26 protein-coding genes are annotated in these 26,126 nt (G+C 62.9%); 14 read left to right on the top strand and 12 right to left on the bottom strand.

Translation table 11 applies throughout. The annotated features are described in order from the left end of the window. The first annotated feature begins 44 nt into the window (after nt 1–44). Genes AC097A_RS16920 through AC097A_RS16905 form a run of 4 tightly spaced genes read left to right on the top strand, consistent with a single transcriptional unit; the run spans nt 45 to nt 4,327 of the window. The gene (locus tag AC097A_RS16920) at nt 45–1,088 is read left to right on the top strand and encodes a sn-glycerol-3-phosphate ABC transporter ATP-binding protein UgpC (RefSeq protein ID WP_315496857.1); all 1,044 of its coding nucleotides are present in this window, start codon (nt 45–47) and stop codon (nt 1,086–1,088) included. Nucleotides 1,089–1,110: 22 nt separating this feature from the next. After that, nucleotides 1,111–1,851 carry an SDR family NAD(P)-dependent oxidoreductase gene (locus AC097A_RS16915; RefSeq protein ID WP_315849294.1) on the top strand — a complete coding sequence of 247 codons (741 nt, stop codon included), beginning with the start codon at nt 1,111–1,113 and terminating at the stop codon, nt 1,849–1,851. Between the two features lie 46 nt (nt 1,852–1,897). Further along, nucleotides 1,898–3,298, top strand: coding sequence for a D-arabinitol 4-dehydrogenase (gene dalD, locus AC097A_RS16910; protein ID WP_479621736.1), 1,401 nt, complete (start codon nt 1,898–1,900; stop codon nt 3,296–3,298). 57 nt (nt 3,299–3,355) lie between these two features. Then, entirely contained in the window at nt 3,356–4,327 is a 972-nt protein-coding gene (locus tag AC097A_RS16905) for an AraC family transcriptional regulator (protein WP_479621735.1), read from the top strand. Here AC097A_RS16905 and AC097A_RS16900 read toward each other — a convergent pair. Next, on the bottom strand, nt 4,324–5,115 hold the full coding sequence (locus tag AC097A_RS16900) for an AraC family ligand binding domain-containing protein (RefSeq protein ID WP_479621734.1): 792 nt from the start codon (nt 5,113–5,115) through the stop codon (nt 4,324–4,326). The genes AC097A_RS16905 and AC097A_RS16900 overlap by 4 nt on opposite strands. 92 nt (nt 5,116–5,207) lie before the next feature. Between AC097A_RS16900 and AC097A_RS16895 the strand changes: the two genes are divergently transcribed. Then, nucleotides 5,208–6,155 (top strand): DMT family transporter, encoded by a 948-nt coding sequence (locus tag AC097A_RS16895; RefSeq protein WP_479621733.1) that lies wholly within the window; start codon nt 5,208–5,210, stop codon nt 6,153–6,155. A 51-nt stretch (nt 6,156–6,206) separates the two neighbouring features. On the opposite strand, the gene AC097A_RS16890 is transcribed toward AC097A_RS16895, so the two are convergent. Both AC097A_RS16890 and AC097A_RS16885 read right to left on the bottom strand, forming a co-directional pair. Continuing rightward, on the bottom strand, nt 6,207–6,953 hold the full coding sequence (locus tag AC097A_RS16890) for a TerC family protein (protein ID WP_105261860.1): 747 nt from the start codon (nt 6,951–6,953) through the stop codon (nt 6,207–6,209). A gap of 23 nt (nt 6,954–6,976) precedes the next feature. Beyond that, a complete protein-coding gene (locus tag AC097A_RS16885; RefSeq protein WP_315494118.1) occupies nt 6,977–7,249 on the bottom strand; it encodes a TFIIB-type zinc ribbon-containing protein in 273 nt (90 codons plus the stop codon). Nucleotides 7,250–7,472: 223 nt separating this feature from the next. Here AC097A_RS16885 and AC097A_RS16880 point away from each other — a divergent pair, with 223 nt between their 5' ends. From AC097A_RS16880 to AC097A_RS16865, 4 genes are all read left to right on the top strand, one after another. Continuing rightward, nucleotides 7,473–8,036 carry a fasciclin domain-containing protein gene (locus AC097A_RS16880; RefSeq protein ID WP_105261858.1) on the top strand — a complete coding sequence of 188 codons (564 nt, stop codon included), beginning with the start codon at nt 7,473–7,475 and terminating at the stop codon, nt 8,034–8,036. Between the two features lie 164 nt (nt 8,037–8,200). Beyond that, the gene (locus AC097A_RS16875; RefSeq protein WP_315494119.1) at nt 8,201–9,754 is read left to right on the top strand and encodes a methyl-accepting chemotaxis protein; all 1,554 of its coding nucleotides are present in this window, start codon (nt 8,201–8,203) and stop codon (nt 9,752–9,754) included. Nucleotides 9,755–9,848: 94 nt separating this feature from the next. Then, nucleotides 9,849–10,838, top strand: a complete 990-nt coding sequence (locus AC097A_RS16870) for an MYG1 family protein (RefSeq protein ID WP_479621732.1) — start codon at nt 9,849–9,851, stop codon at nt 10,836–10,838. Beyond that, nucleotides 10,838–11,512 (top strand): hypothetical protein, encoded by a 675-nt coding sequence (locus AC097A_RS16865; RefSeq protein WP_479621731.1) that lies wholly within the window; start codon nt 10,838–10,840, stop codon nt 11,510–11,512. The genes AC097A_RS16870 and AC097A_RS16865 overlap by 1 nt, the downstream gene beginning before the upstream one ends. A 61-nt stretch (nt 11,513–11,573) precedes the next feature. Here AC097A_RS16865 and AC097A_RS16860 read toward each other — a convergent pair whose 3' ends face one another. Together AC097A_RS16860 and AC097A_RS16855 are read right to left on the bottom strand one after the other, a co-directional pair. Beyond that, on the bottom strand, nt 11,574–12,179 hold the full coding sequence (locus tag AC097A_RS16860; protein WP_479621730.1) for a tRNA-uridine aminocarboxypropyltransferase: 606 nt from the start codon (nt 12,177–12,179) through the stop codon (nt 11,574–11,576). Beyond that, nucleotides 12,179–13,141, bottom strand: a complete 963-nt coding sequence (locus tag AC097A_RS16855; protein WP_479621729.1) for a LysR family transcriptional regulator — start codon at nt 13,139–13,141, stop codon at nt 12,179–12,181. Before AC097A_RS16855 ends, AC097A_RS16860 begins: the two co-directional genes overlap by 1 nt. 123 nt (nt 13,142–13,264) lie before the next feature. Here AC097A_RS16855 and AC097A_RS16850 point away from each other — a divergent pair, with 123 nt between their 5' ends. Further along, on the top strand, nt 13,265–13,951 hold the full coding sequence (locus tag AC097A_RS16850) for a glutathione S-transferase family protein (RefSeq protein ID WP_479621728.1): 687 nt from the start codon (nt 13,265–13,267) through the stop codon (nt 13,949–13,951). Nucleotides 13,952–13,973: 22 nt separating this feature from the next. Next, a complete protein-coding gene (locus AC097A_RS16845; protein ID WP_479621727.1) occupies nt 13,974–14,954 on the top strand; it encodes a hypothetical protein in 981 nt (326 codons plus the stop codon). 5 nt (nt 14,955–14,959) lie between these two features. On the opposite strand, the gene AC097A_RS16840 is transcribed toward AC097A_RS16845, so the two are convergent. Further along, a complete protein-coding gene (locus AC097A_RS16840; protein WP_479621726.1) occupies nt 14,960–15,886 on the bottom strand; it encodes a LysR family transcriptional regulator in 927 nt (308 codons plus the stop codon). 100 nt (nt 15,887–15,986) lie between these two features. Between AC097A_RS16840 and AC097A_RS16835 the strand changes: the two genes are divergently transcribed. Genes AC097A_RS16835 through add form a run of 3 tightly spaced genes read left to right on the top strand, consistent with a single transcriptional unit; the run spans nt 15,987 to nt 18,301 of the window. Further along, nucleotides 15,987–17,015 (top strand): NAD(P)H-binding protein, encoded by a 1,029-nt coding sequence (locus AC097A_RS16835; RefSeq protein WP_479621725.1) that lies wholly within the window; start codon nt 15,987–15,989, stop codon nt 17,013–17,015. Between the two features lie 60 nt (nt 17,016–17,075). Next, on the top strand, nt 17,076–17,291 hold the full coding sequence (locus tag AC097A_RS16830) for a DUF4287 domain-containing protein (RefSeq protein WP_479621724.1): 216 nt from the start codon (nt 17,076–17,078) through the stop codon (nt 17,289–17,291). Beyond that, nucleotides 17,288–18,301, top strand: coding sequence for an adenosine deaminase (gene add / locus AC097A_RS16825; protein WP_479621723.1), 1,014 nt, complete (start codon nt 17,288–17,290; stop codon nt 18,299–18,301). The genes AC097A_RS16830 and add overlap by 4 nt, the downstream gene beginning before the upstream one ends. 126 nt (nt 18,302–18,427) lie before the next feature. Here add and AC097A_RS16820 read toward each other — a convergent pair whose 3' ends face one another. From AC097A_RS16820 to AC097A_RS16795, 6 genes are all read right to left on the bottom strand, one after another. Then, nucleotides 18,428–19,648 carry an AlbA family DNA-binding domain-containing protein gene (locus tag AC097A_RS16820; RefSeq protein ID WP_479621722.1) on the bottom strand — a complete coding sequence of 407 codons (1,221 nt, stop codon included), beginning with the start codon at nt 19,646–19,648 and terminating at the stop codon, nt 18,428–18,430. A gap of 19 nt (nt 19,649–19,667) precedes the next feature. Further along, nucleotides 19,668–20,486 (bottom strand): hypothetical protein, encoded by an 819-nt coding sequence (locus AC097A_RS16815; protein WP_479621721.1) that lies wholly within the window; start codon nt 20,484–20,486, stop codon nt 19,668–19,670. Nucleotides 20,487–20,614: 128 nt separating this feature from the next. Next, complete coding sequence (locus AC097A_RS16810; protein WP_479621720.1) at nt 20,615–21,874, bottom strand: Zn-dependent hydrolase; 1,260 nt, start codon at nt 21,872–21,874, stop codon at nt 20,615–20,617. Nucleotides 21,875–21,903: 29 nt separating this feature from the next. After that, entirely contained in the window at nt 21,904–23,346 is a 1,443-nt protein-coding gene (gene hydA / locus AC097A_RS16805) for a dihydropyrimidinase (protein ID WP_479621719.1), read from the bottom strand. A gap of 75 nt (nt 23,347–23,421) precedes the next feature. Beyond that, nucleotides 23,422–24,729: an NAD-dependent dihydropyrimidine dehydrogenase subunit PreA gene (gene preA, locus AC097A_RS16800; protein WP_105261838.1), complete on the bottom strand. Its 1,308-nt coding sequence runs from the start codon at nt 24,727–24,729 to the stop codon at nt 23,422–23,424. Nucleotides 24,730–24,762: 33 nt separating this feature from the next. Further along, on the bottom strand, nt 24,763–26,124 hold the full coding sequence (locus AC097A_RS16795; RefSeq protein ID WP_479621718.1) for an NAD(P)-dependent oxidoreductase: 1,362 nt from the start codon (nt 26,122–26,124) through the stop codon (nt 24,763–24,765). Nucleotides 26,125–26,126: the final 2 nt, after the last annotated feature.

Genomic DNA, 26,126 nt, shown 5'->3' with positions numbered 1-26,126 from the left:
CAAACGTTTGTAACTAATAAAGATCAGATCAGGAGACCTCTTTCATGTCTTACCTCCAACTCAGCGGCGTTGAAAAACTGTTCGGCGAACACCGTGTCATCAAGGGCATTGACCTAGCCATCCAGCAGGGCGAATTTGTGGTGTTTGTCGGTCCATCCGGCTGCGGCAAGTCCACACTGTTGCGCCTCATCGCCGGCCTGGAAGCCATCGACAGCGGCAGCCTGCAACTCGACGGCCGCGACATCACCCACCTGCCTTCCAGCAAGCGCGACCTGGCCATGGTGTTCCAGAGTTATGCGCTCTACCCCCACATGAGCGTGTTCGAAAACATGAGCTTCGCGCTCAAACTCGCCAACGTGGATCCGGCCATCATCAAGGACAAGGTCGACCGCGCCGCCAAGATCTTGAACCTGACCGACTACCTGCAGCGCACACCCAAAGAACTGTCGGGTGGCCAGCGCCAGCGCGTCGCCATTGGCCGCGCCATCGTGCGTGCCCCCAAGGTATTTTTGTTTGACGAGCCTTTGTCCAACCTGGACGCCGCGCTGCGTGGCCAGACCCGTATCGAGATTGCCAAGCTGCACCGCGACCTGGGCGCCACCACCATCTACGTGACACACGACCAGGTAGAAGCCATGACCCTGGCTGACCGTGTGGTGGTGCTGCGCGACGGCAACATCGAACAGGTGGGCACCCCGCTGGAGCTGTACGACCGCCCGGCCAACCAGTTTGTGGCGCAGTTCATTGGCACACCGCAGATGAACGTGGTCGAAGCCGCCAAGCTGCCCCAGCTCACCACCGTGGCCGGTGTGGCCGTGCCTGCGCTAGGTTCGATCGGCCTGCGCCCTGAGAGTATTGCGCTCGTGGCACCCGGCCAGGGCCAGGCGCAGGCCAAGGTCGAGTTGATCGAGGCGCTGGGCGCCGAGACCCTGATCTACGTGAGCACCGACCTGGGCGCCCAACTCGTGGCCCGCCTCAACACCCGCACCGACCTGCAGGTGGGCTCGGCCGTGGGCGTGCAGATTGACGGTGACTCCGCCCACCTGTTTGACGCCAACGGCCGTGTGGTCGCGGCCGGCAAACACTGACCCGAACGCATTGCCCCACACCATGACTCAGAACACCCCATTTCCCTTGCAAGGCCAAGTGGCCGCCGTCACCGGTGCCGCCTCTGGCATCGGCCTGGCCAGCGCCCGTGCCATGGTGGAAGCCGGCGCCCGCGTCGTCTTGGTCGACCGTGACCAGGCGGCGCTGGACAAAGCCTGCGCAGCCCTGGGCCCCCAGGCCTTGCCGCTGGTGCTGGACCTGCTCGATGCCAAACAATGCGCCACGCTGCTCGCACGGGTGTTGGAACTGGCAGGCCGGCTCGATGTGTTCCACGCCAACGCCGGCCTCTATGTGGGCGGCGACTTGGTGGATTCGGATCCCGATGCCATCGACCGCATGCTCAACCTGAATGTGAATGTGGTGATGAAAAACGTGCACAACGTGTTGCCCCACATGATTGAGCGCGGCGTGGGCGACATCATCGTCACCAGCTCGCTGGCCGCGCACTTTCCCACGCCCTGGGAGCCGGTCTATGCCTCTTCCAAATGGGCCATCAACTGTTTTGTGCAGACCGTGCGCCGCCAAGTGTTCAAACACGGCATCCGCGTGGGCTCCATTTCGCCGGGGCCTGTCATCACCTCGCTGCTGGCCGACTGGCCCGCCGAAAAGCTGGAAGAAGCCAAGGCCAAGGGCAGTTTGCTGGAGGCGTCTGAGGTGGCCGATGTGGTGTTGTTCATGCTCACCCGCCCCCGTGGCATGACCATCCGCGACGTCGTGATGATGCCCACCCAGTTTGATCTCTGAGCGACCTTTGCGCGAGCTCTGACCTTTTCCTTTTTCACGCCTGACCATGCACACGATTCTTCACCTCGGACTGGGTTCGTTCCACCGCGCACACCAAGCGCTTTACATCCATGAACTGCGCCAGCAGGGCGACACCACCTGGTCCATCGCCGGTGGCAACCTGCGCCCGGACATGGCCGAAACCATGGCCGCTTTGCAGGCCCAGGGCGGTGCCTACACGCTGGAAACCGTCACCCCCCAGGGCGAGCGCAGCTACACCCGCATCGAGTCCATCCAGAAGGTCATTCCCTACCAGGACGATCTGGCGCCGCTGATCGCGGTGGGCGCAGAACCGGCCACCCGCATCATCTCTTTCACGGTGACCGAAGCCGGCTATTACCTGGATGCGAAAAACCAGCTCGACTGGGCCACCTTTGCCGACCTGCGCGCCGACCTGGCGGCGGTGAAGGCGGGCCAAGCCGGCCACACCATTTACGGTGGTCTGGTCAGCATCCTGCGCGCACGTATGCAAACCGGTGCTGGCGCGGTGACGCTGATGAACTGCGACAACCTGCGCCACAACGGCGAACGCTCGCGCAGCGGCCTGCTGCAGTTCATAGCCGCGCTGGGCGACACGGCCCTCCAGGCCTGGGTCGAAGCCAATACCAGCAGCCCCAACGCCATGGTGGACCGCATCACCCCACGCCCCACGCCCGATGTGGCCGAGCGCGTGAAAGCGGCCACCGGCTGGGACGACCGTGCTGCGCTGATGGGTGAGAGTTTTATCCAGTGGGTGATCGAAGACCACTTCATTGCCGGCCGCCCCGCATGGGAAACCGTAGGCGTGGAAATGGTGGCTTCGGTGGACGCGTATGAAGAGGCCAAGATCCGCCTGCTCAACGCCACCCACAGCTGCATCGCCTGGGCCGGCACACTGGTGGGTTACCAGTACATCCACGAAGGCACGCATGACGCTGCCATCCGCCGCATGGCCTACGACTATGTGACGGACGACACCATCCCCGTGCTGGACACCCCCGAGAACCCCAGCCCGCTGGACCTGCGCCAGTACCGCGACGTGGTGCTGGACCGCTTTGGCAACCCCGCCATCCAGGACACCAACCAGCGCGTGGCCATGGACGGGTATTCCAAGATTCCGGGTTTTATTGCGCCCACCATCCGCGAGCGCCTGGCGCGCGGCGAGTCCATCCAGAGCGTGGCCATGTTGCCGGCCCTTTTTTTGGCCTACCTGCAGCGCTGGCATGCGGGGCAGATTGCCTACACCTACCAGGACCAGGCCATGGATCCGGCCGCGGCACACGCCATCTGCGAGTCTGCCGACCCGGTGGCCGCGTTTGCCGCCGACCCCGTGTTGTGGGGACCGCTGGCGTCACGCCCACCCTTGGTCGATGCGCTGCGGGTGGCCCATGCACGCGTGTTGCGTTTTGTGGAAAACCACCTGGGCTGAGCAGGGCGGCGAATACTGGTAATGTGATGTGTTGAAGTTACTCTGATGGAGGTTGCCATGGTCGCTACCCACCAATCGCTTGCGCAGCTGGGCAGTCCAGTCAGCCGCCGCCGTGCCCCCGAGCTGGAGGCGGACTACAACCGCAACCCGTCGCTGGGTTACGAGCCCACCGACGAGGTGGGCTTTATCCGTTGCCTGGGGCATGGTTACCCCACGCCGCTGGCGCGCTGGCACTGCCACGACGAGTACGAGCTGCACCTCATCACCGCCACCTCCGGCAAGGTGTTTGTGGGCGACTGGATTGGGCCGTTTGAGCCCGGCCAATTGATCCTGTGTGGCCCGCGCCTGCCGCACAACTGGATCTCGCTCGATGTGCCCGAAGAGGGCGTGGACAAGCGCGACCTGGTGATCCAGTTCCGCCACGAACCGTTGGAGCAGGCCTGTCAGAGCATTCCCGAGTTTGCTGAGGTGTTGCCGCTGTTGGAGCGGGCGCGCCACGGCATCGAGTTTTTTGGCCTGTCGGCGCAGGCCGAGGCGCACTGGCATGCGGTCAAGACCTCGCGCGGCCTCAAGCGCCTGGCGGCCTTTTGTGAATTCATGACCGACCTGGCACGCTGCACCGACTACCGCCTGTTGTCGAACGTGCAAATGCGCGGTGTGGAAAACGATGCCGAGCTGGACCAGATCAACACCATCGTCAACCGCATCACCGAGAACCCCTCCCATTCACAAACGGCGGCCGAGGTGGCGGCCGAGCTGGCCATGAGCGAGAGCCGGTTCTCGCGTTTCTTCCGCCGTGCGACGGGCAACACCTACACGGACTTTGTGAACCGCGTGCGCATCAACCGCGCCTGCCAGCTGCTCATGAGTTCGGACCGGTATGTGACCAACATCTGTTACGACGTGGGCTTTAACAACGTGGCCAACTTCAACCGCCGTTTTCTGGAGCTCAAGGGCATGACGCCCTCGGAGTTCCGCAAGCAGGCTGAAAGCCGCTTTGGCGGCGCGCCGACGCAGGTCGCAGCCTAGGCCAACGCCGCTCGGCGGTACTCATCGGGCGTGCTGCCCATGAGCCGCTTGAACATGGTGATAAAGGCCGAAGCACTGCCATAGCCCAGGTCCAGCGCAATCGTCTCCACCGTCTGCCCCGCCTCCAGCAGCGGCATGGCGCGCACCACCCGCAGGCGCTGCCGCCACTCCGCCAATGACATGCCCAGGTCGCGCTGGCAGCGCCGTGTGAGCGTGCGCTCGGTGGTGTGGGCGGCGTGGGCCAGCGCGGGCAAGGAGCGGTTATCGCCGGGGTTGGCCTCCAGCAGGCGCAACACGGCGCTGAGCAGCGGGTCTTCGGAGCTGGGCAGGTAGCTGCCAGCGCGCGGCGCCAGCACCAGCTGGTCCAGCAGCACCTGCAGCAGGCGCAGGTGCTGGGGCGTCGCGTCTTGCCCGGGCGGCTGTTGGCGCAGGTGCTCCAGCAGCGCACGCACCAGCGGGCTCACGGTCACCGCGCAGGGCGTGGCGGGCATGGCACTACACAGCTGCGGGCCTACATACAAGGAGCAGTGGTAAGCCTCGTAGCGGTTCAGCCCCACGTGTTGGAGCTTGGGCGGCAGCCACACGCCGTACTGCGGTGGCGCCAGGTAGTGGTGGTCTGCCACCTTCACTTCCATCACGCCGCTAAAGGAATACACAAACTCGCCCCAGGCGTGTTGGTGCAGCGGGTAAATGCCCTCGGCCGGCGCCACTGCGCTGCGGAACATGATGGGCGCAGGCAGGTTGGGGCTGGTGAGCGGGACCTCCAGTTTGGGTTTGAGGATGGGCATGGCGGTGGCGCGGGTGACGTTTGGCGGCTTCGGCGTATGGCTTGTCTGGTTTTCACTATATCAATGAAAGCCGTCACTTCAATAATGCAGCCATGGACACCCGAAAACCCCTCGATTCCCCAGCCATCGGCTGCATGTTGGTGCTGTGTGTGCTGTGGGCCTTGCAGCAGGTTGCGCTCAAGGCCACAGCCGCCGACATTGCGCCTATCTTTCTGATTGCCCTGCGCTCTGGCGCCGCCGCGGTGCTGGTGGGCTTGGTGATGCTGGTGCGTGGCGAGAGCTGGGGCCTGCGCGATGGCAGCTGGCGCCCGGGCCTGGTGGTGGGCGGCCTGTTTGGGTTGGAATTTTTGCTGGTGGGCGAGGGGCTGCGCCACACCAGTGCCTCACACATGGTGGTGTTTTTGTACACCGCGCCCATCTTCGCGGCGCTGGGCCTGCACTGGCGCTTGCCGGCCGAGCGGCTGGGTGCGGTGCAGTGGCTGGGCATTGCACTGGCGTTTTGCGGTATTTCCATCGCTTTTTTTGGCCGCAGCCAGCCGTCTGCAGCAGTGCCCGGCAATATGTTGTGGGGCGACTTTTTGGGCCTGCTGGCCGGCATGGCCTGGGGCGCCACCACCATGGTGGTGCGCTGCTCGCGCCTGTCCAGCGCGCCGGCCACCCAAACCCTGCTCTACCAACTGGTGTGTGCCTTTGTGTTGCTCTTGGTGGCGGCGCTGCTCACGGGTCAGGCCCACTTCACCCCCACGCCCTGGCTCTGGGCCAACCTGGCCTTTCACACGCTGGTGGTGTCGTTTGCCAGTTTTCTGGTCTGGTTCTGGCTGCTGCGCCACTACCTGGCCTCGCGCCTGGGTGTGTTCTCGTTCATGACGCCGCTGTTTGGCATCGTGCTGGGCGCCTGGCTGCTGGACGAACCCATTGAGCTGAGTTTTGTGCTGGGGGCGGTGCCCGTGTTGCTGGGCATTCTGCTGGTCAGCGGGGGCAGCTGGGTGACGCAGCTGCTGGCGCCGCTGCACAAAAAAACAGCTCCTGATTCGCTATGAAATCAGGAGCTGTTAGCGCAGTATCCACGGCCTCAAAGGCCGATTTGATGCTTATTTGTTGAGCGCCTGGCGTTTGCTGCGGGCGCGGATATTGAGGGCTTCCACCCCCAGCGAGAAGGCCATGGCGGCGTAGATGTAACCCTTGGGGATTTCCTGGTCAAAGGCTTCGGCGGTCAGTGCCATGCCCACCATCACCAGGAAGGCCAGGGCCAGCACCTTGACGGAAGGGTGTTTGTCCACAAACTCGCCAATCGGCTTGGCGGCCACCAGCATCACACCCACCGAGGTCACCACGGCAGCCACCATCACGCTGATCTGGTCCACCATGCCCACGGCGGTGATGACCGAGTCCAGCGAGAACACGATGTCGATGATGGCGATCTGGCCGATGATGGCCCAGAACAGCTTGGTGCCCGCGGCCTTGACGGCGGCCGAGTCGGTGGCGGCAGGGGCGTGTTGTTCACGCGCTTCCACTTCGACAAAAATCTCGTGCGAGGCCTTGTAGAGCAGGAAGATGCCACCCAGCAGCAGCACCAGGTCGCGGCCGCTGAAGCCGTGGTTGGCGACCGTGAACAGGTCGTTGGTGAGGCCCATGACCCAGCTCAGCGAGAACAGCAGCAACAGGCGCGAGACCATGGCAAAACCCAGGCCCAGGCGGCGCGCCTTGTCGCGCAGCTCGGGGGGCAGCCGGCCCACCAGAATGGAGATGAAGATGATGTTGTCAATGCCCAGCACGATTTCCAGGGCGGTCAACATCCCAAAGGCAATCCACACATTGGGGTCGGTCAAAAATTCCATGGTCAGGTTCTCAGTTCAAAAGGTCAGTCAAAAATCTCGCTGAGCCACGACTTGTGCTTGCGCTTGCCGTAACCACTTTGGTTCTGGTGGTAGTCGGAGTCGGCAAAGTCGGGGCGGCGCGGGGGCGGCTGGTAAGCGGGTTGTACCACCGCTGGCGCGCTGGCGCCACGTTCAATTAGCTTGTCGAGTTCACCACGGTCCAGCCACACACCGCGGCAGGTGGGGCAGTAGTCAATTTCCACACCTTGGCGCTCGGTCATCACCAGAGTCACGTCGGTGCATTGGGGGCATTTCATGGCGGGTCCTTTTCTTCCGTTGGGCGGGCGATGGTAGGGCCTGGGCCAGTTTTTGACGAATCCCGGGGCCGCTTTACCCCAGCTTTTGCGGGGCCTTGGCGGCCCGGCGTCCATTTTTTTCACCCCACCCGTGACGCGGTTGAATCCAATACCTGCAGGGCCGCGTATTCAGTACAGCCGCGACATTTCGGCTTGTTACTTACCAACCCACAGGAGTATTTCCATGGCATCTGTTATCACCACCCGCAAGCTCGCCTCTTTCAGCCTGGCGCTCGCCATGTCTGCCGTGTCCGTGGCCGCCATGGCCGACGTCATGGTGGGCGGAGCGCCCATGCTGGCGTCCAAGGACATCATCGACAACGCCGTCAATTCCAAAGACCACACCACGCTGGTGGCTGCGGTGAAAGCGGCAGGCCTGGTGGATACGCTGAAGAGCCCTGGCCCCTTCACCGTGTTCGCCCCGGTGAATGCGGCCTTTGCTGCGCTGCCCGCCGGCACCGTGGACACGCTGCTGAAGCCCGAGAACAAAGGCATGCTCACCACCGTCCTGACCTACCACGTGGTGGCCGGCAAGTGGGACGCTGCAGCACTGAGCAAGATGATCATGGATGGCAAGGGTATGGCCACCATCAAGACCGTGAGCGGTGGCACCCTGACCGCCAAGGCCAGCGGCGCCAAAGTGATGCTGACCGATGAAAAAGGCGGCACCGCCACGGTGACGATTGCCGATGTGTACCAATCCAACGGCGTGATCCACGTCATCGACAAGGTGCTGTTGCCCAAGTAATTGACCCCCACCCGCCCCACGCCCCCAGCGCCGACCCCGGCCCTGGGGGCGTGGTCACGTCTGGGGCTGCAGAAATTGCTATCTTTTCTGGGCGGCTACTGGCTAGAATCTTTTCGCGTCGTTGCGCAGTCTGCCCGGAATCCATCCCTTCGAAAGGAGACGGCATGTCTCTGTCTGACTACAAGATCTCGACCAAGCTGGTCTTGGCCTTCATTCTGGTGTCTCTGATTGGCGCGGCCCTGGGCCTGTTTGCCATTCGCAACATGGGCGTGCTCAACGACGCCGACACCGAGCTCTACGAAAAACAAACGGTAGGCCTCTCGCTGGTCAAAGAGGCCAATGTGCAGCGCTACGCGGCGGTGGTGGCGCTGCGCGACGCCATCATTGCCACCAATATGGAAGGCCGCAACGGTGCGCTCAAACGCATTGACGCGGGCCGCGCCAAGAGCCTGGAGCTGCTGAACGAGGCGCGCGCCAAGGTCACCGACCCCGAGGCCCTGGCAGGTTTTGCCAAGGTGGACGAAGCCTGGAAGGCGGACCAGGCGGCGCTGGACGGCATCCTTAAATTGTTGACCAGCGCAGAGATGCAGCTCGACTCCCCCGTGCTGCAGTTTCTGGGGGGCAGCGTGGTGCAACCCAGCATCAAGGTGGGGGTGGCCATGTCCGACCTGACCAAGGTGTTTGAAACCGGGGCGCAGCGGGTGTCCGACGACAACACCACGCTGTACGAGCGCAGCCGCAACATCACGCTGGGCTTGATTGTGGTGTGTGTGCTGATCGGCATCACGCTGGGCGTGGTCATCAGCCGCAGTGTCACGCGGCCGCTGGGCATGGCCATGGAAACCGCCCGTGCGGTGGCCGAGGGGGACTTGTCCCACACCATCCACGCGCAAGGCAAAGACGAAATCGCCCAGCTGTTGCAAACCCTGTCCTCCATGCAGGACGGCTTGGTCAAGGTGGTGTCCACCGTGCGCACCGGGTCCGAGTCGGTGGCCACCGCCAGCGCAGAGATCGCGCAGGGCAATAACGACCTGAGCGCCCGCACCGAAAGCCAGGCCAGCGCGCTGGAAGAAACCGCCGCCAGCATGGAGGAGTTGTCTTCCACCGTGAAACAAAACGCCGACAACGCGCGCCAGGCCAACCAGCTGGCGCAAAGTGCCTCCACCGTGGCCATGGAAGGTGGCAGCGTGGTGTCGCAAGTGGTGGACACCATGAAGGGCATCAGCGACAGCTCCAAACGTATTGCCGACATCATCAACGTCATCGACGGCATCGCTTTCCAGACCAACATCCTGGCGCTCAACGCCGCGGTAGAAGCCGCGCGGGCCGGTGAGCAGGGCCGTGGCTTTGCCGTGGTGGCCAGCGAGGTGCGCAGCCTGGCCGGCCGCAGTGCCGATGCCGCCAAAGAAATCAAAACCCTGATCAACGACAGCGTGACCCGTGTGGACCAGGGCACGGCCTTGGTGGACAAGGCGGGTAGCACCATGAACGAGGTGGTGACCAGCATCCGCCGGGTGACCGACATCATGGGCGAGATCAGCGCCGCCAGCAGCGAGCAAAGTGCCGGGGTCAGCCAGGTGGGCGAAGCCGTGACCCAGATGGACCAGGCCACCCAGCAAAACGCCGCACTGGTGGAAGAAATGGCCGCCGCCGCCAGCAGCCTGAGCGGCCAGGCACGTGAGCTGGTGCAGGCGGTGTCGGTGTTCAAGCTGCGCTAGGGCGCCGCGCGGTTGTTAATTTGCTATCAAATCAGTAGCTGTTTGCGCATATTCATCGGGGGCTAGAGGCCTGTTTGGCATCTAAAATCGACCCATGACCCTTGCTACCACCACCATCGCCACGCACAGTGGCACCTTCCATGCCGACGACGTATTTGGCGTGGGCATCCTGATGGGCGTGTTCCCATCGCACACCCTCATTCGCACCCGCAAACAAGAGCTGATTGAGACCGCCGACTTTGTGGTCGACGTGGGTGGCACCTGGGACGCGGCCACCGGCCGGTTCGATCACCACCAGCGCGGCTTTGACGGTGCGCGCCCCGCGCACGAGGTGGACGGCACCACCGTGCCCGGCGTGGGCTACGCCAGCGCGGGCCTGGTGTGGTCGGCCTTTGGCACGGCCTATGTGCAGGCCTGGGCCGGCACCCACGGCCACACGCTTGACGACGCGGCCGTGGCCAGCGTGGTCAACTCCATCGACCACTCGCTGGTGCAGTACCTGGACATTGTGGACACCGGCCAGGGCGATGTGTCGCCCGGCATCTTTGGCCTGTCCAGCCTCATCGCCCAGCTCAACACCCACTGGCTGGAAGAGCAGGGCCTAGACCACACGGCCAAGGCCGCCTTGCTGGAAACCCGCTTTCGCGAAGCCATTGCCATCACGCGCAAGTTTTTGGACCACGCCATCAGCAAAAAAGTGGCGCAGCTGCGCGCCATGGACACCGTGCGCCACGCGCCACGCCTGCTGGGCGGCCGCGTGCTGCACCTGCAAGAAGGCGGCATGCCCTGGACGCATGTGGTGGTGCACGAGATGCCCGAGGTGATGTTTGTCATCTACCCCGACTCCGATGGCAACCAGTACCAGATCAAAACCGTGCCCGTGGAGTCAGGTTCCTTCACTGCGCGCATGGACCTGCCCGATGCCTGGGCCGGCCTGCGCGATGGCGAGCTGGCCGCGGTGAACGGCGTGGCGGACAGCGTGTTTTGCCACCTGAACCTGTTCATTGGCGGCGCGCGCAGCTTTGAGGGCGCGGTGCAGATGGCCGAGCTGGCGCTGGCGGCCCGCATGGCCGCTGCCGCCTGATGCGGGCAACCCCCAAACCCACGGCCCTGCACCAGGTCCGCACGGCGGTGCAGGCCAATATGCGGCCGGGGCTGGTGCTGTGGAGTGGGCTGGTGTTGCTCTTGCTGGCCTACCTTTGGAGCCCGGCCGTGCAGAGCGGCCTCACGCAGTGGGGCACGCTCAAGCAGGCCTGGGGTTATCCGGGCTCCTTCGTCACCTACGCCGCGTTTGCCGTGCTGGTGCCCGAGCTGCTGGCCTGGGCGGTGCTGCGCCAGCCGGTACCCCGCACCATAGCCCGCGACATGGCCTTTGCCATTGTGGTGTTCGGGCTCATCGGCATTTCGGTGGACGTGTTGTATTCGGTGCAGGTGGCCCTGTTTGGCAGTGGCAATGACGCCGCCACCATCGTCAAGAAGATGCTGTTCGACCAGTTCGTCTACTCGCCGGTGTCCAACTTCGTCATGGTGGCCGTCTTCCTCTGGAAGGACGAGGGTTTTCGCACCAGCACCCTGCGCACCTTGGCCTCGGCCGACTTTTGGAGCCGGCGCTACCTGCCCGTCATCATCGCCGTGTGGTGCGTGTGGGGCCCCGGGGTGCTGGTCATCTACTTCATGCCCACCGCGCTGCAGTTCCCGGTGGCCTCGCTGATCCTGAGCTTCTGGATCTTGATTTTTAAATTCATCCGCAAGGCCTGAATGCAGCGTCTTTTGCTCCTAAATCAGGAGCTGCTAGCGCATATACCGCTTGGGCTAGAGGCTAATTTGGCACCAAACTGAGCTGCTGGGCCACAAAGCCGTCAAACGTCGCCAGCAGCGGCTGCCAGCGCGCGGCATCTCCCTCCAGCTGCGCCAGCGCGGCGCAGGTGGCCTCCAGCGTAGACAGCTGCCCTGGCGCGTGTGCCTTGCGGATCGCGTAGCGGCCTGCGGGCGCATCGTCCAGGGCCAGGCGCGGCAGGCGCTGCAGCGCGGGGCTTTGGTGCAGCATCTTGCGGCTCTTGCGCCAGGTGGCGTCCAGCACTACCAGTCTTAGCTTTTGTGGGTCGGCAAGCTGCGCGGGGTCCAGCGGCGCGGGCGCCGCATGGCCCGCGTAGTCGGTGGGTGGGTACAGCAGCACGGTGGTCTTGTCATCGGGCATCAGCACTTGCAGCGCCGCATCGTCAAACGCCTCGCCCACCACCAAGCGGCTGCCGGGCAGGCTCAGGTGCAGCAGGCGTGCACTGTTCTTGGCGTGTTGTGCTTCCAGCGGGTGCTGCAGGACCAGCACCTCACACACGGGCAGTGTGGGCGTGACAAAGCGGCAGATGCAGGTGGCTTGTGGGCGCAGGCACTGTGCGCAGAGAAGGCGGCGGCGTGGGGTGCTCATCACGCCGCAGGCCCAGCATCGGGTGCGGCGCCTACCGCGCGGTCCCAGTAGGGCGGTGTGCCAAAGGCCTGCTTCAGGTGCTGGATAAACAGCTGCGCCTTGGCCGAGTGGGAGCGCCCCTGGAGCCGCACTGCATGGATGGCCGGCGTCTGGCCCTTGGCCGTGGCCACCGCGGCCGCGGTAGCCGCCACCGAGTCAGGGAACAGGTTGACCAGCTCGCCCGCCGCTACCTTTTTGTAGACCAGCCAACTGGCCAGGTGCGCAACGCCCAACCCGGCCGCGGCGGCGTCCAGCAGCGAATCCACATCGCCACTGCGAAAACGCCCCTGCACCGCCAAAGGCTTGCCCTGGTTTACACCCGGAAACGTCCACAAACCCGTGGGGGCGGTGGGCAGGCACAGGCAGCGGTGGTGCAGCAGGTCTTCGGGCCGGGCGGGGCGGCCGTGCTCCCGGATGTACGCGGGGCTGGCGCAGGCCACGCGCAGCATGGGCGCCAGGCGCGTGGCCAACAGGTCGCTATCGGGCAGGGTGCCAATGCGAATCGCCACATCGGCCCGCTGCGCGGCCAGGTCGACCCAGTGGTCGCTGAGCTGCAAGTCCAGCTCAATCAGCGGGTACTGCCGCATGAACGACGCCACGGTGGGTGCGATGTGCATGCGCCAGAAGACCGAGGTGGCAGTCACCGACAGCAAGCCACGTGGCTCGGCCTGCGCGTCCAGCAGCGCGGCCTTGGCCTCCACCATTTCCGACACGATGAGCTGCGCACGTGGCAAAAACTGCTCCCCTGCATCGGTGAGCAGCAGGCGGCGCGAGCTGCGCTGAAACAGCGCCACGCCCAGCGACTGCTCCAGCGCATCGACCTGCCGCGACACGGAAGACACCGCCACGTTGTGCAGCTTGGCCGCGGCGGAAAACGTGCCCGCCTTGTGCACGTCGAGAAAGGCCTGGATGTTGTCGAGCATGGCTTGGCTGCCTCGTGTTGTTAGCGAATAACGCAAAGAACGTTAGCTTTTCGGGTGATTGTTGTGATTGTCGCTAAAAAACACAATCCACCCCGTCACCCACCCTTACGAAAGCGACACCCCATGTTGAAGTTCTACTACCACCCCTCGCCCAACCCGGCCAAGGTGGCTTTGTTTCTGGAAGAGTCCGGCCTGCCTTACGCGTTGGTGCCGGTGGATGTGCGCAAAGGCGAGCAGCATCTGCCCGCGTACCTGGCCATCAACCCCAACGCCAAAACCCCCGCGCTGGTGGATGGCGATGCGGTCGTTTTTGACAGCAACGCCATCCTGCTTTACCTGGCCGTCAAAACCGGGCAGTTCTTGCCACGCAATGTGCCCGAGGTGCGCGCGCAGATGTATTCCTGGCTCATGTTTGTGGCCACCGGCATTGGGCCGTTCTCGGGTCAGGCGGTGCACTTTCGGCACTTTGCCCCCGAGCCCAAAGCCTATGCGCAGCAGCGTTACGACTTTGAAGCCTGGCGCCACTGGCGCATCGTCAACAACCACCTGGCCACCCGCACCTGGATGGTGGGTGAGGAATTCACCATCGTCGACATGGCGCTGTGGGCCTGGGCGCGCGCCGTGCCTTTTGTGCTGGGCGATACAGCCTGGGCAGAGCTACCGCACGTCAAACGTTTCCTGGACCAGGTCAGCGCTCGTCCGGCCGCCGCACGTGCCGAGGCCTTGGCCGACGCCCACACCTTCAAAGCCGAGATGGACCAAGCCGCCATGGACGCGATGTACCCGCACACCAAACCAACCACTGTCTAACTTTTTAAACCGAAAGCTCACGATGACTACATTCAAAACTTCCCAACTCGTTCGCAGCCTCACTTTGGCTGCATTGCTGGCTACCCCCATGCTGGGCGCGAGCCTGGCCCACGCCGATGGCGTGTCCGCCCAAGGCATCACCTTCACCGCCGAACAGGCCTACCCCGAAGGCATTGCCTGGCACCCTGCGCAAAAGGTGTTCTTTGTCAGCTCGGTGCACACGGGCACCATCGGCAAGGTCAGCCCCCAGGGCGTGTACACCCCCTTTATTCAAGACGACAAACTGATTGCCAGCGTGGGCCTGGCGCTGGATGCCAAACGCAACCTGCTCTGGGTTGCAGTGGCCGACCTGGGCGCCTCCACCCGCAGCAGCGCCACCACTGCTTACAAGCTGGCGGCAGTGGCCGCGTATGACGCCACGACCGGCGAGCGCCGCGCGTACCACGACCTGAGCGGGCTGGTGCAGGGTGGCCACATGGCCAACGACCTGGCGGTGGACGCTGCAGGCAATGTCTACATCACCGACAGCTTCTCGCCCGTCATCTACCGCGTGGACGCCAAAGGCCAAGCCAGCGTGTTTGCGCAAAGCGATCTGTTCAAGGGCGAGGGCTTTAATTTGAACGGCATCGTGGCCCATCCGGACGGCTACCTGCTGGTCAACAAATACAACAGCGGCGAGGTCTTCCGCATCAGCACCCGCAACGGGGCGGACATCCAGCGCGTAAGCCTGCCCGAGGCCGTGAAGGGGGCCGACGGCATGCTGCTGCGCGACAAGACGCATTTGGTGGTGGTGCAAAACGCGGGCAACGACCAGGTGGTGGAGCTGGTGTCCAAAGACGGCTGGAAAACCGCCACGCTGCAGCCCGCACGCAAAACCGCCTACTCGTTCCCCACCACCGCGGCGCAGGTGGGTGCAGACGTTTATGTGCTGAACTCGCGCCTGGACACCTTGCTCAACAAAGATGCGCCCAAGGTGAGCGAATACCTGTTGCAGAAGTACTAAGGCCTTCAGCCCGCCGGGGCTGCAGCTGCCTCATGTCCCATGTAGGCCTGCAGCCCCTGCAACAGCGCGTCAAACGCCACCTTGCAGCGCGGCGTGTTGCGCAGGTCTTCGTGCATGGTGAGCCAGGTTTCCAGACCCAGCGTCAAGCTGTCGGGCAGCAGGTGCACCAGCTGCGGGTCGCGGGCGGCCAGCGCGTTTTGGCAAATGCCAATGCCGCAGCCCGCGCGAATCAGCGCCAGCTGCGCCACATCGCTGTCGGTGCGCAGCGCAAAGTTATCGCGCTGCCACTGCGTAAACCCCTTGCGCGCCGCGCGCACAAACGCGGTCTCTTCGTCAAACCCAATCAGCGCGTGCTGCGCCAGTTCGTCCAGGGTTTGGGGTGTGCCACGCCGCTCCAGGTAAGCGCGGTGCGCATGAAAACCCAGGTCCACCTGGCCCACACGGCGGGCAATCAGCTGCTCCTGTTTGGGCTGCGTCATGCGCACGGCAATGTCGGCCTCGCGTTGCAGCAGGTCTTGCACGCGGTTGCTCAGCACCAGCTCCACCTTCAGGTCGGGGTAGGCACTTTGCAGCTGCGCAATGATGGGTGGCAGCACTTCCACGCCCATCACCTCGCTGGCGGTAATGCGCACCGTGCCCTTGATGCCTGAGCCCTGGCTCTCGGCCGCACGCTTGAGCGCGGCGGCCGAGGTGCTCATGGCCTGGGCAAACGGCTGCAGCGCCAGCGCCGCGTCGGTGGGCAGCAGCCCGGTTTGGGAACGGGTGAACAGCGCCACGCCCAGCGCCTTTTCCAGCGCGTCGATGTGCCGGCCCACAGTGGGCTGGGCAATGCCCATGGCACGCGCCGCGCCCGAGAGCGATCCCTCTTCCAGCACGCCCAAATACGAGCGGTACAGCTCCCATCCAATCTCGGTGAGGTTGTCGGTAGTCATACAGAAATGTATGGCGGCTGGCACATGTTGGTCAATTGCTTAATAACCCCCGCCCTTCCAAACTTCATCCCATCGCAACACGTTTTGAAGGAGTTATGCAATGAGCAACACCACAGCATTGGCACATACGGCATTGGTACTGGGCGCCACCGGCGGCATTGGGGGCGAAGTGGCCCGGCAACTGGTGGCCGCGGGCTGGGCCGTGCGCGCCCTGCGCCGTGGCGCAGTGCAAGCCACCGATCAACAGGGCGGCATCGAATGGGTGCAGGGCGACGCCATGAACCGTGCCGATGTGCTGGCCGCCGCCCAGGGCTGCGCCGTCATCGTGCACGCCGTCAACCCACCGGGCTACCGCCGCTGGGCCGAGCTGGTGCTGCCCATGGTGGACAACACCATCGCCGCCGCACAGGCCGTTGGCGCCACCATCGTGTTGCCGGGCACGGTCTACAACTTCGGCCCCAGCGCCTTCCCCACGCTGCGGGAAGAGTCACCGCAGGAACCGCTCACCCGCAAGGGCGCCATCCGTGTGCAGATGGAGCAGCGCCTGCAAGCGGCCAGCCGCCAGGGCTGCAAGGTCATCGTGGTGCGCGCGGGCGATTTTTTTGGCCCCAAGCCCGGCAACAGCTGGTTCTCGCAAGGGCTCATCAAACCGGGTCTGCCCATCAAGGCCGTCAGCCTGCCCGGCGCACCCGGGGTGGGCCACCAGTGGTCCTACCTGCCCGATGTGGCGCGCACCATGGTGGAACTGGTGCAGCGCCGCGAAGTGCTAGAGCCCTTTGCCGTCTTTCACATGCAAGGCCACTGGGACGCCGATGGCACGCAAATGGCCTCCGCCATAAGCCGCGTGGTCGTCAAGCGTGGTGGTGCCCAGCCCAAAGTCAGCGCCTTCCCCTGGTGGCTGATGGCCCTGATTGCACCGTTTGTGCGCACCATTCGCGAACTCCGCGAGATGCGCTACCTGTGGCGCACGCCGCTGACCATGGACAACACCAAGCTGGTAGCCGCACTGGGCCACGAGCCACACACGCCGCTGGACGAAGCGGTGCAGGCGGCCTTGGTGGGCATGGGCTGTCTGCCCGCAGAGAAAGCATCAGCGCCTGTGGCAGGAGCCGTGCACCTGGCGCAGTGAGCGATAACAAGAGGGGCTGCACCCGCAGCCCCTGTTCCGTGCTGCGACAAGGAGACCCCCATGGCAGCACCCGAGAAAGTCAAAGGCCCCGCGTCCTACTTCCCCTCCATCGAGAAGACCTACGGCCACCCCATGGACCACTGGTTTGACTTGGTGAAACAGCAGCAGGGCCAAAAGCACATGGAGATCGTGGCTTGGCTCAAAGCCGAGCACGGCATGGGCCACGGCCACGCCAACGCGGTGGTGGCGCACGGCCTGGCCCAGGCCAAACCATGAGCCTGCCTTTGCCATCTGCAGAAGAGGCGCGTCTGAAGGCGCTGCCCAAGGCCGAGGTACACCTGCACCTGGAAGGCTGCTTTGAAGCCGCGCTGATCGCGCAGTGGGCCCAAACCGAGGGCGTGGCTTTGCCCCGCCCGCAAGAAGACTTGTTCAAGTTCTCGGGTCTGGCGGACTTTTTGGGCTTCTTGGACTTGGCCTGCGGCCTGGCCCGCACGCAAGACCGCCTGGTGGAACTGAGCTACGGCCTGAGCCAGCGCCTGGCCGCCAACGGCACGGGTTATGCCGACGTCATCTTCAACCCCACCCACTGGCACGCATGGCACGGCCGCTTGGGCCCCATGCTCGACGCCATCCACGCGGGCTTTAGCGCGGCGGAGCAAGACGGCTTGCCCGGCGTGGGCCTGTGCGTCAGCCTGCTGCGCACCCAGTCGGCTAACGAGGCCATTGAGCTGGTGGACACGCTCACCGCACTGCGCCACCCGCGCGTGGTGGCCCTGTCGGTAGACGGCAACGAAGCCACCGCCGGCCGCACCGGCCCCCGCTTTGCAGAGGCCTTTCGCAAAGCGGGCAGCGCCGGTCTGCGCCGCACCGTGCACGCGGGCGAATCCAGCGGCCCCGAAGGCGTGTGGGACGCGGTGGACCTGTTGGGCGCCGACCGCATCGACCACGGCGTGCGCGCCATCGAAGACCCGGCGTTGGTGCAAATGCTGGCGGACCGGCAGGTCCCGCTGGGCGTGTGTCCCACGTCAAATCTGGTGCTGGGGGTGTATCCGTCGATGGAGGCGCATCCCATCGAACGGTTGCGGCAGGCGGGTGTGCGTGTCTCGCTCAACACCGATGACCCGGCGCTGCTGGGTGCGAGTTTGGTGGGCGAGTACGCGCTGTGTCGGCAGGCGTTTGGGTGGACGGATGAAGTGACTCGGGAGGTGGCGCGGACTTCGATTGAGGCTAGTTTTGCGAGTGGGGATGTGAAGACTGGGTTGTTGGCGGGGCTGACGGATTGGTGACGCTGACGAGACTCAAGGTTTGTGCGAAATGTGCCCCCGTGAAATGTGACGCTAGATCTAAACGCTCGCTAGCAGTCGTTCTTGTAACTTGCGACAGTTCTCGTCTTCGCGGACCAGCAAACGCGATTACTCCAAAAAATTGGATGAAATTCTGAAAGACTTTCTCAACCTCTCCAATAGCTGCTCGTTCATCCCTTCTATCGCCGTTAATTTTTGCCCTTCGTTGGGCCAAGAGAAAAATCGATTCAGTCCTATAGCGACGCTGGAATCTATTTCAAGCACCTCTTGAAACACTTCCCAAGAGCACTCAGTTGGATCAAGCAAAGGCCAATCCACGTCAGCACGATTACATATAGCGGCGATGCTCCGCAATGTTGAATGAGAAATTACCAAGCCAGACGGATTGGCAATGTTCTCAAGGTGAGAAAGATGACTTGTTATGCGCTCTAAGGCTTTCGTGTTTTTGCCCAGTGCTTCTTCGATTTTTCTCGCGTGACGTTCTAGTTCCGTTAATTCCTGCAAGCTACCAACCAGGCTGCGCAAATCGATATCGAATGTTTCGGTAAAACGTTTGCCATTGCCTTGATGAAAATAGGAAACGTCAACAGAGAAATCTTCGATAATTTTGTCCGAGCCCAGCCAATGCCCAACTCCATAAAAGAAAGCTAGACGACGTTTGGCTGGAAAAGTCCGAACTCCTTCAAGCAGTGGCCTCGGTTCTCCATGTTCCCATTTCAACGTCTTAGAGAATTGAAACGTCACATCTGTCGCGGGGTAATCACCTATGTTCTCTACACAGAATTGGAGGAGTGAGCCTTGTGCAATATCGACGCGTACCGATATCAATGGTGGAACCGATTTCTGTCGATTGCCGACGTCACGAATTTCGTGGTCTTCCATCGGATCGCACTTGAAATTGTGGCGCTTGTAATACCGATGGGTGTGCCTGTCTTGATGCGGTCCACGATCACTTGCAGGGACCGAGACGGCGTAAATGAACCTATCTCCGCCAATAGCGATCTCCGTTATACGGACACCCTGCAGTCTTGGCGCGACATTGCTCTGTAGCTTGTTCTCTATCCACTCTTTGTATTTGAGTTTTGAGTTTGACAAGCCTTCGTCGATGCGATCAGCGCAATGATCATTTTCGACAATACCGTAGATGATGAGACCACCATCCGAATTTGCAAAAGCTGATACGTCCTTCGATATGTCATCTACTTTGCCTTTGACGAGGGCCTCGCTGGCCTTGAATTCAAGATGTAGTGACTCGGACTCTTTTGCTAAGACGATCGCCTGTACTTCAGACAAGGTGTTCGGGTGTCGGTAAGGGAGTTGCAATGCCATCTGGACTCCTGTAGCTATTTCAAACGAGATATTTCTTAAAGTCTGGGAATATGTCTGAGTACTCCATCGTCAATGGGGTACTGAATTCATAGAAATTTCTCGCTTTCAACAGCTTTTGATATGCGAGGGATGCCGCCCTAACTGTTACGTCGCTGGATGCCAAAGTATTCGATTCACTATTTGCCGCTTGAAATATGCCGGCTACATAGTCAGCCAATAGCAGCAGAGGCTCGTCCTGCTCGGTGGTTATACGTAAAGACTTCGTTTCGATCTCAATTCCAAGAGAATTGACGAGCGGTTGATGTGAATTCCCTGAACGAAAAATCTCAGCAAAGGCGTCAACGTTTTCGTCCCCTTGGATGTCGTTGTCGACAACAACATCTTCTTGAATTTTTAGGAGACCTTTCATGTCGAGGACTCTGGGAATCGAGCCTACTTTTATCGCGTGAGCCACTGCAAAGCGTCCCGACTGACTAAAGAGTAAGTACTTGACAAGGTTGGGGCCTTTAATGAAACCGATTGAACCGCCAACCAGTGACGCAGTCTTACTGTGAGCATTGCTTGCGTCCTGCCAAAAGTTCTGCCATTGGTCTGCACTCTTATCTATTGAGCTTGCACTAGCTCCCATGGCTTCCTTCAGAATGAGATCCACCATGAACTTGACATTGGCATCGCGAGCATTGCGCCACTTGGGGAAGTCATTGGGGATCGTTTTGCGAATTGACTTCAATCCTCCTGTGGGCAAACAGACACTACCGACAGTGACCTTGTCCGCGTCATGTGACTTTGCGGTAATCTGGCCTGCAATATCACTGAAAGAAGTTACCTTCAACGTCAATTGATACGCCTCGATGATGTTTTTTTAGGAAAGCAGCTCCTGATCTGCTACCAGATCAGGAGCTGTTTGCGCAATGAATACGGGAGCTAGAGGCCAATAAGCCTCATATATCTCCCCCGGGTGGTCAGTCAAATCACCCCAGCCCGCTCCAACATCGCATGCAACAACACATTGCATCCAGCCGTGATGTGCTCCGGCTTTGCGTCCTCAATCTCGTTGTGGCTGATGCCGTCTTTGCAGGGGATGAAGATCATGCCGGCGGGGGCCAGCTTCGCCATGTAGACGGCGTCGTGGCCGGCGCCTGAGACGGCGGGCATGTTGGAGTAGCCCAGCTTCTTGGCGGCGCGGCCCACGGCGTCCACGCAGTCGTCGTGAAACTTAATGGCGTTGTAGCTGGACACCATTTCAATCTTCACGTCCACGCCGTGCTCCTGGCCCACCTTGGCGGCAAAGGCTTTCACCTCGTCGGCCATCTGGTCCACCAGTGCGTCGGTGGCGTTGCGCAGGTCGATGCTGAACTTCACGCGGCCGGGGATCACGTTGCGGCTGTTGGGGAACACCTGCACCATGCCCACCGTGCCGCGGCCATGCGGCGGGTGGCGGTGGGCGGCGGCCACCACGTCTTGCATGATGCGCGTGGCGGCCAAGAGCGAGTCTTTGCGCAGCGCCATGGGCGTGGGGCCGGCGTGGGCTTCCATGCCGGTCACGGTGCAGTCAAACCAGCGGATGCCCAGCACGCCGCTGACTACGCCAATGGTCACGTCGTTGTCTTCCAGCACCGGGCCTTGTTCGATGTGCGTCTCAAAATACGCGCCAATCGGGTGGTCGCCGGGCTCCTGGTCGCCGATGTAGCCAATGCGTTCCAGCTCACCCTTCACGCTCTTGCCTTCGGTGTCGGTGGCCGCATACGCGTGCTCCAGCGTGAAGGCCTTGGCGAACACGCCCGAGCCCATCATCACCGGCACAAAACGCGAGCCTTCCTCGTTGGTCCAGAAGGCCACCTCGATAGGCGCTTCGGTCTCAATGCCCAGGTCATTCAGCGTGCGCACCACCTCAATGCCGGCCAGCACGCCGTAGTTGCCGTCGAACTTGCCGCCCGTGGGCTGGGTGTCGATGTGGCTGCCGGTCATGATGGGCGGCAGGCTGTTGTTGCGCCCGGCGCGGCGCATGAAGCCGTTGCCGATCTTGTCGATGGTGATGGTCATGCCGGCCTCTTTGGCCCATTTCAAGACCAGGTCGCGGCCCTGCTTGTCCAGGTCGGTTAGGGTCAGGCGGCACACGCCACCTTTGGGCGTGGCGCCAATCTGCGCCAGCTCCATGAGCGAGGCCCAGAGGCGCTCGCCGTTGATGCGGACCTTGTCGATGTCGATGGCTGTTGCGGTGGTCATGGTGGTGTCCTTGGGTCTTAGCTTTGGGTTTAACGCTTTACGGCGGTGGGGGCCAGCGTGTCGGCCCGCAGCTTGTTGGCGGCAAAGTTGTCGCTGAAGGCGGGGCGCTTGATGTAGCGGCCCTTGCCCTTCACAGCGCGCAGGTCGCCCTGCACGTAGACCAGCTCACCCTGGCTGATGGTGTGGCTGGGGATGCCCTTGACCTGGCGGCCTTCAAAGATGTTGAAGTCGCCCTTGCTGTGCTGCGTCTTGACCGACAGCGTCTTGGTGCCGGCCGGGTCCCACACCACAAGGTCGGCATCGGCGCCCACGGACACGCTGCCCTTTTGTGGGTAGATGTTGAACAGCTTGGCGGTGTTGGCCGAGGTCACGGCCACAAACTCGCTGGGCGTCAGGCGGCCGGTGTTGACGCCTTCATCCCAAATCACGGCCAGGCGCTCTTCCACGCCGCCGCAGCCGTTGGGGATCTTGCTGAAGTCGTCTTTGCCCGCGGCCTTTTGCGCGGCGCAGAAGGTGCAGTGGTCGGTGGCGGTTGTGTGCAGGTTGCCGCTTTGCAAGCCGCGCCACAGGAATTCGCTGTTGCCCTTGGGGCGGAAGGGTGGGCTCATCACGTGGGCCGCCGCCGTTGCAAAGTCCGGGTGGCGGTAGACGCTGTCGTCCAGCACCAGGTGGCCGGCCAGCACTTCGCCATACACACGTTGGCCGCGTGCGCGAGCGCGGGCAATGGCCTCGGCCGCTTCCACACAGCTCACGTGCACCACGTAGATGGGCACGTTCAGCACATCGGCAATGGCGATGGCGCGGTTGGCGGCTTCGGCCTCCACCATGGGCGGGCGCGACAGCGGGTGGCCCTCAGGCCCTTTGATGCCCATCTCGGCCACCGTCTTCTGCAGCAGGTAGACCAGCTCGCCGTTCTCGGCGTGCACGGTGGGCATGGCGCCCAGTTCCAGCGAACGCTTGAAGCTGTTCACCAGCGTTTCGTCGTCGCACATGATGGCGTTCTTGTAGGCCATGAAGTGCTTGAAGCTGTTGATGCCTTCTTCCTTCACCAGCATGCCCATGTCTTGGCGCACCTGCTCGCTCCACCAGGTGATGGCGACGTGGAAGGAATAGTCAGAGGCCGACTTCTCGGCCCAGCCGCGCCACTTCTTGTAGGCGTCCAGGATGTTTTCTTGCGGGTCGGGGATGACGAAGTCGATGATGGTGGTGTTGCCCCCGGCCAGACCGGCGGCCGTGCCGGTGTAGAAGTCGTCCATGGTGGTGGTGCCCATGAACGGCAGCTGCATGTGGGTGTGCGGGTCAATGCCACCGGGCATGACGTACTGGCCGCCCGCGTCCACGGTCGTTGCACCGGCGGGCGCGGTCAGGTTTTCGCCCACGGCCACAATCTTGCCGTCCTGCGTCAACACGTCGGCCCGGAAAGAGCGGTCGGCGTTCACCACGGTGCCGCCTTTGATCAGAATGCTCGTCATAAATGCTCCTAAATATGTAGCTGCTTGCGCAATGGATACGTGGGCTAGAGGCTGATTGGATGCATAAACCCCGGCTCAGGCAGCCTGGCGCATGGGGTTGTTGGGGTGGGTGGTCCAGTCCGCATGTTTATCGCTTACTTGCAGGCCGGTGCGCAAGTCTTTTTCGCCGGCCGGCACATCGCGCAGGGTGATGGTGTCTGGCACGGGGCACACAGTCACGCACAGGTTGCAGCCCACGCATTCGTCTTCCTTCACCTCAAAGTGGCGCTTGCCGTCTTTCATGAAGGTGATGGCCTGGTGGCTGGTGTCTTCGCAGGCAATGTGGCAGCGGCCGCACTGGATGCAGCTGTCCTGGTTGATGACGGCCTTGCTGATGTGGTTCAGGTTCAGGTAGCGCCAGTCGCTCACAGTCGGCACGGCCTTGCCCACGATCTGGTCGACGCTGGTGAAGCCCATCTCGTCCATGTAGTTGGAGAGGCCGTCGCTCATCTCCTGCACGATCTTGAAGCCGTAGACCATGGCGGCGGTGCAGACCTGCACGGTGCCAGAGCCCAGGGCGATGAAGTCCAACGCATCGCGCCAGTTGCCAATGCCGCCGATGCCGCTGATGGGGATTCCGGCGGTCTGCGGGTCACGCGCAATCTCGGCCACCATGTTCAGCGCAATGGGCTTCACGGCCGGGCCGCAGTAGCCGCCGTGGCTGCCCTTGCCACCCGTGGAGGGCGACATGGTCAGCGTGTAGGGGTCCACACCCATGATGGAGTTGATGGTGTTGATGAGCGACACTGCATCAGCTCCGCCTTTTTTGGCAGCGCGGGCGGGGTTGCGGATGTCGGTGATGTTGGGCGTGAGCTTCACGATGACGGGCAGCTTGCTGTACTGCTTGCACCACTCGGTCACCATCTGGATGTACTCGGGCACCTGGCCCACGGCGGCACCCATGCCGCGCTCGCTCATGCCGTGCGGGCAGCCAAAGTTCAGCTCAATGCCGTCAGCACCCGTGTCTTCCACGCGCGGCAAGATGGCTTTCCAGCTTTTCTCTTCGCAGGGCACCATCAGCGAGACGATCATTGCGCGGTCCGCCCAGTTGCGTTTCACCTCGGTGATCTCGCGCAGGTTCAACTCCAGGTCGCGGTCGGTGATGAGCTCGATGTTGTTAAAGCCCATGAGGCGCCGGTCCGGCGACAGCAGTGCTCCGTAGCGTGGGCCGTTCACGTTGACGACCGGGGGGCCGGCCTCGCCCAGCGTCTTCCAGACTACGCCGCCCCAGCCGGCTTCGAAGGCGCGGTTGACGTTGTAGGCCTTGTCGGTGGGCGGGGCGGATGCGAGCCAGAAGGGGTTGGGGCTTTTGATGCCGGCGAAAGTGGTTTGCAGATTGGCCATGGTGTGACTCCGATGTTCTGTGGGGATGGCCGCTCAGGCCTTGAGGTACGCGTGGATGGCTTTGGCCGATTGCTTGCCGTGTTCCACGGCTTCCACGGTCAGGTCCAGTCCGCCAGCACGGCAGTCGCCGCCGGCCCACACGCCCTTCAGGTTGGTGGTGCCCTCGGCATCGGTGGCAATCTTGCCGCCACTCAAGGTCAGGCCGGCGTCCAGCAGCACGGGGTTGCCCAGCTTCTGGCCAATGGCCTTGAGCACGGTGTCGGCCTCAAAAGTAATCTCGCGGCCCGTGGGCTGCAGCTTGCCGCCCACCAGTGCCTGGTCGGCAAAGCGCACGCCAGCCACATGGCCCTTACTTCCGCCCTGGCCCACAATTTCTACGGGTGAGAGCCATTGGTGCAGCACCACGCCATTGGTCTGCGCCCAGTCTTGTTCAGCTTGCGATGCGCCCATGGCATCGCGCCCGCGGCGGTACACCATGTGCACCACCTTGGCGCCCAGCAGCTTGCTTTGCACCGCGGCGTCCACTGCGGTCATGCCGCCGCCAATCACCACCACGCGGCGGCCTACGGGCAGGGTGGCCTTGTCTTCGGTCTGGCGCAGCGTGGCAATAAAGTCCACCGCGTCTTGCACGCCCTCCAGGTCTTCACCGGGCACGCCAAGCTGGTGCGTGGTGGCCAGGCCCATGCCCAAAAATACGGCGCCAAAGTCCTTGCGCAGCGCTTCCAGCTGCGCCACGGTTTCCAGCTTCCAGCCGGTCTGGATGGTGATGCCACCAATGTCCAGCAGCCACTGCACTTCGCGCTGGGCAAAGTCACCCGGCGTCTTGTAGCTGGCCAGGCCGTATTCGTTCAGGCCACCGGCCTTGGGCTTGGCGTCAAACACCACCACGTCGTGCCCTTCACGCGCCAGCGTGTAGGCACAGGCCAGGCCGGCGGGGCCAGCGCCCACCACGGCTACCTTTTTGCCGGTGGATGGGGCGCGGGTAAAGATCTGCGGCTTGTCGCTCTCCATCAGTGCGTCCACGGCGTGGCGCTGCAGGCGGCCGATGGCCACTGGGCGGTCTTCCTGCGTGTTGCGCACGCAGACGGCCTCGCACAGGTTCTCGGTGGGGCAGACGCGGGCGCACATGCCGCCCAGCGGGTTACTCTCCAGAATCGCCTTGGCCGAGCCGCGCAGGTTGCCGTCGGCAATGCGCTTGATGAAGGACGGCACATCAATGCTGGTGGGGCAGGCTGTGGCGCAGGGCGCGTCGTAGCAATATAGGCAGCGCTCGGCTTCCAGCAGGGCTTGTGTATTGGTGAAACGCGGGGTGGCGTCGGCAAACGCTTTGGCGTATTCCTCGCTGGCGAGGCGGCCTGCACGAACGTCGGCGGGAGAGGGTGAGGGGGTGGACACGC

Source organism: Rhodoferax sp. XS2R6 (genome assembly GCF_056521365.1).
Note: the sequence above shows the minus strand (reverse complement) of the source record. Positions and strands in the feature narration are given on the sequence as shown.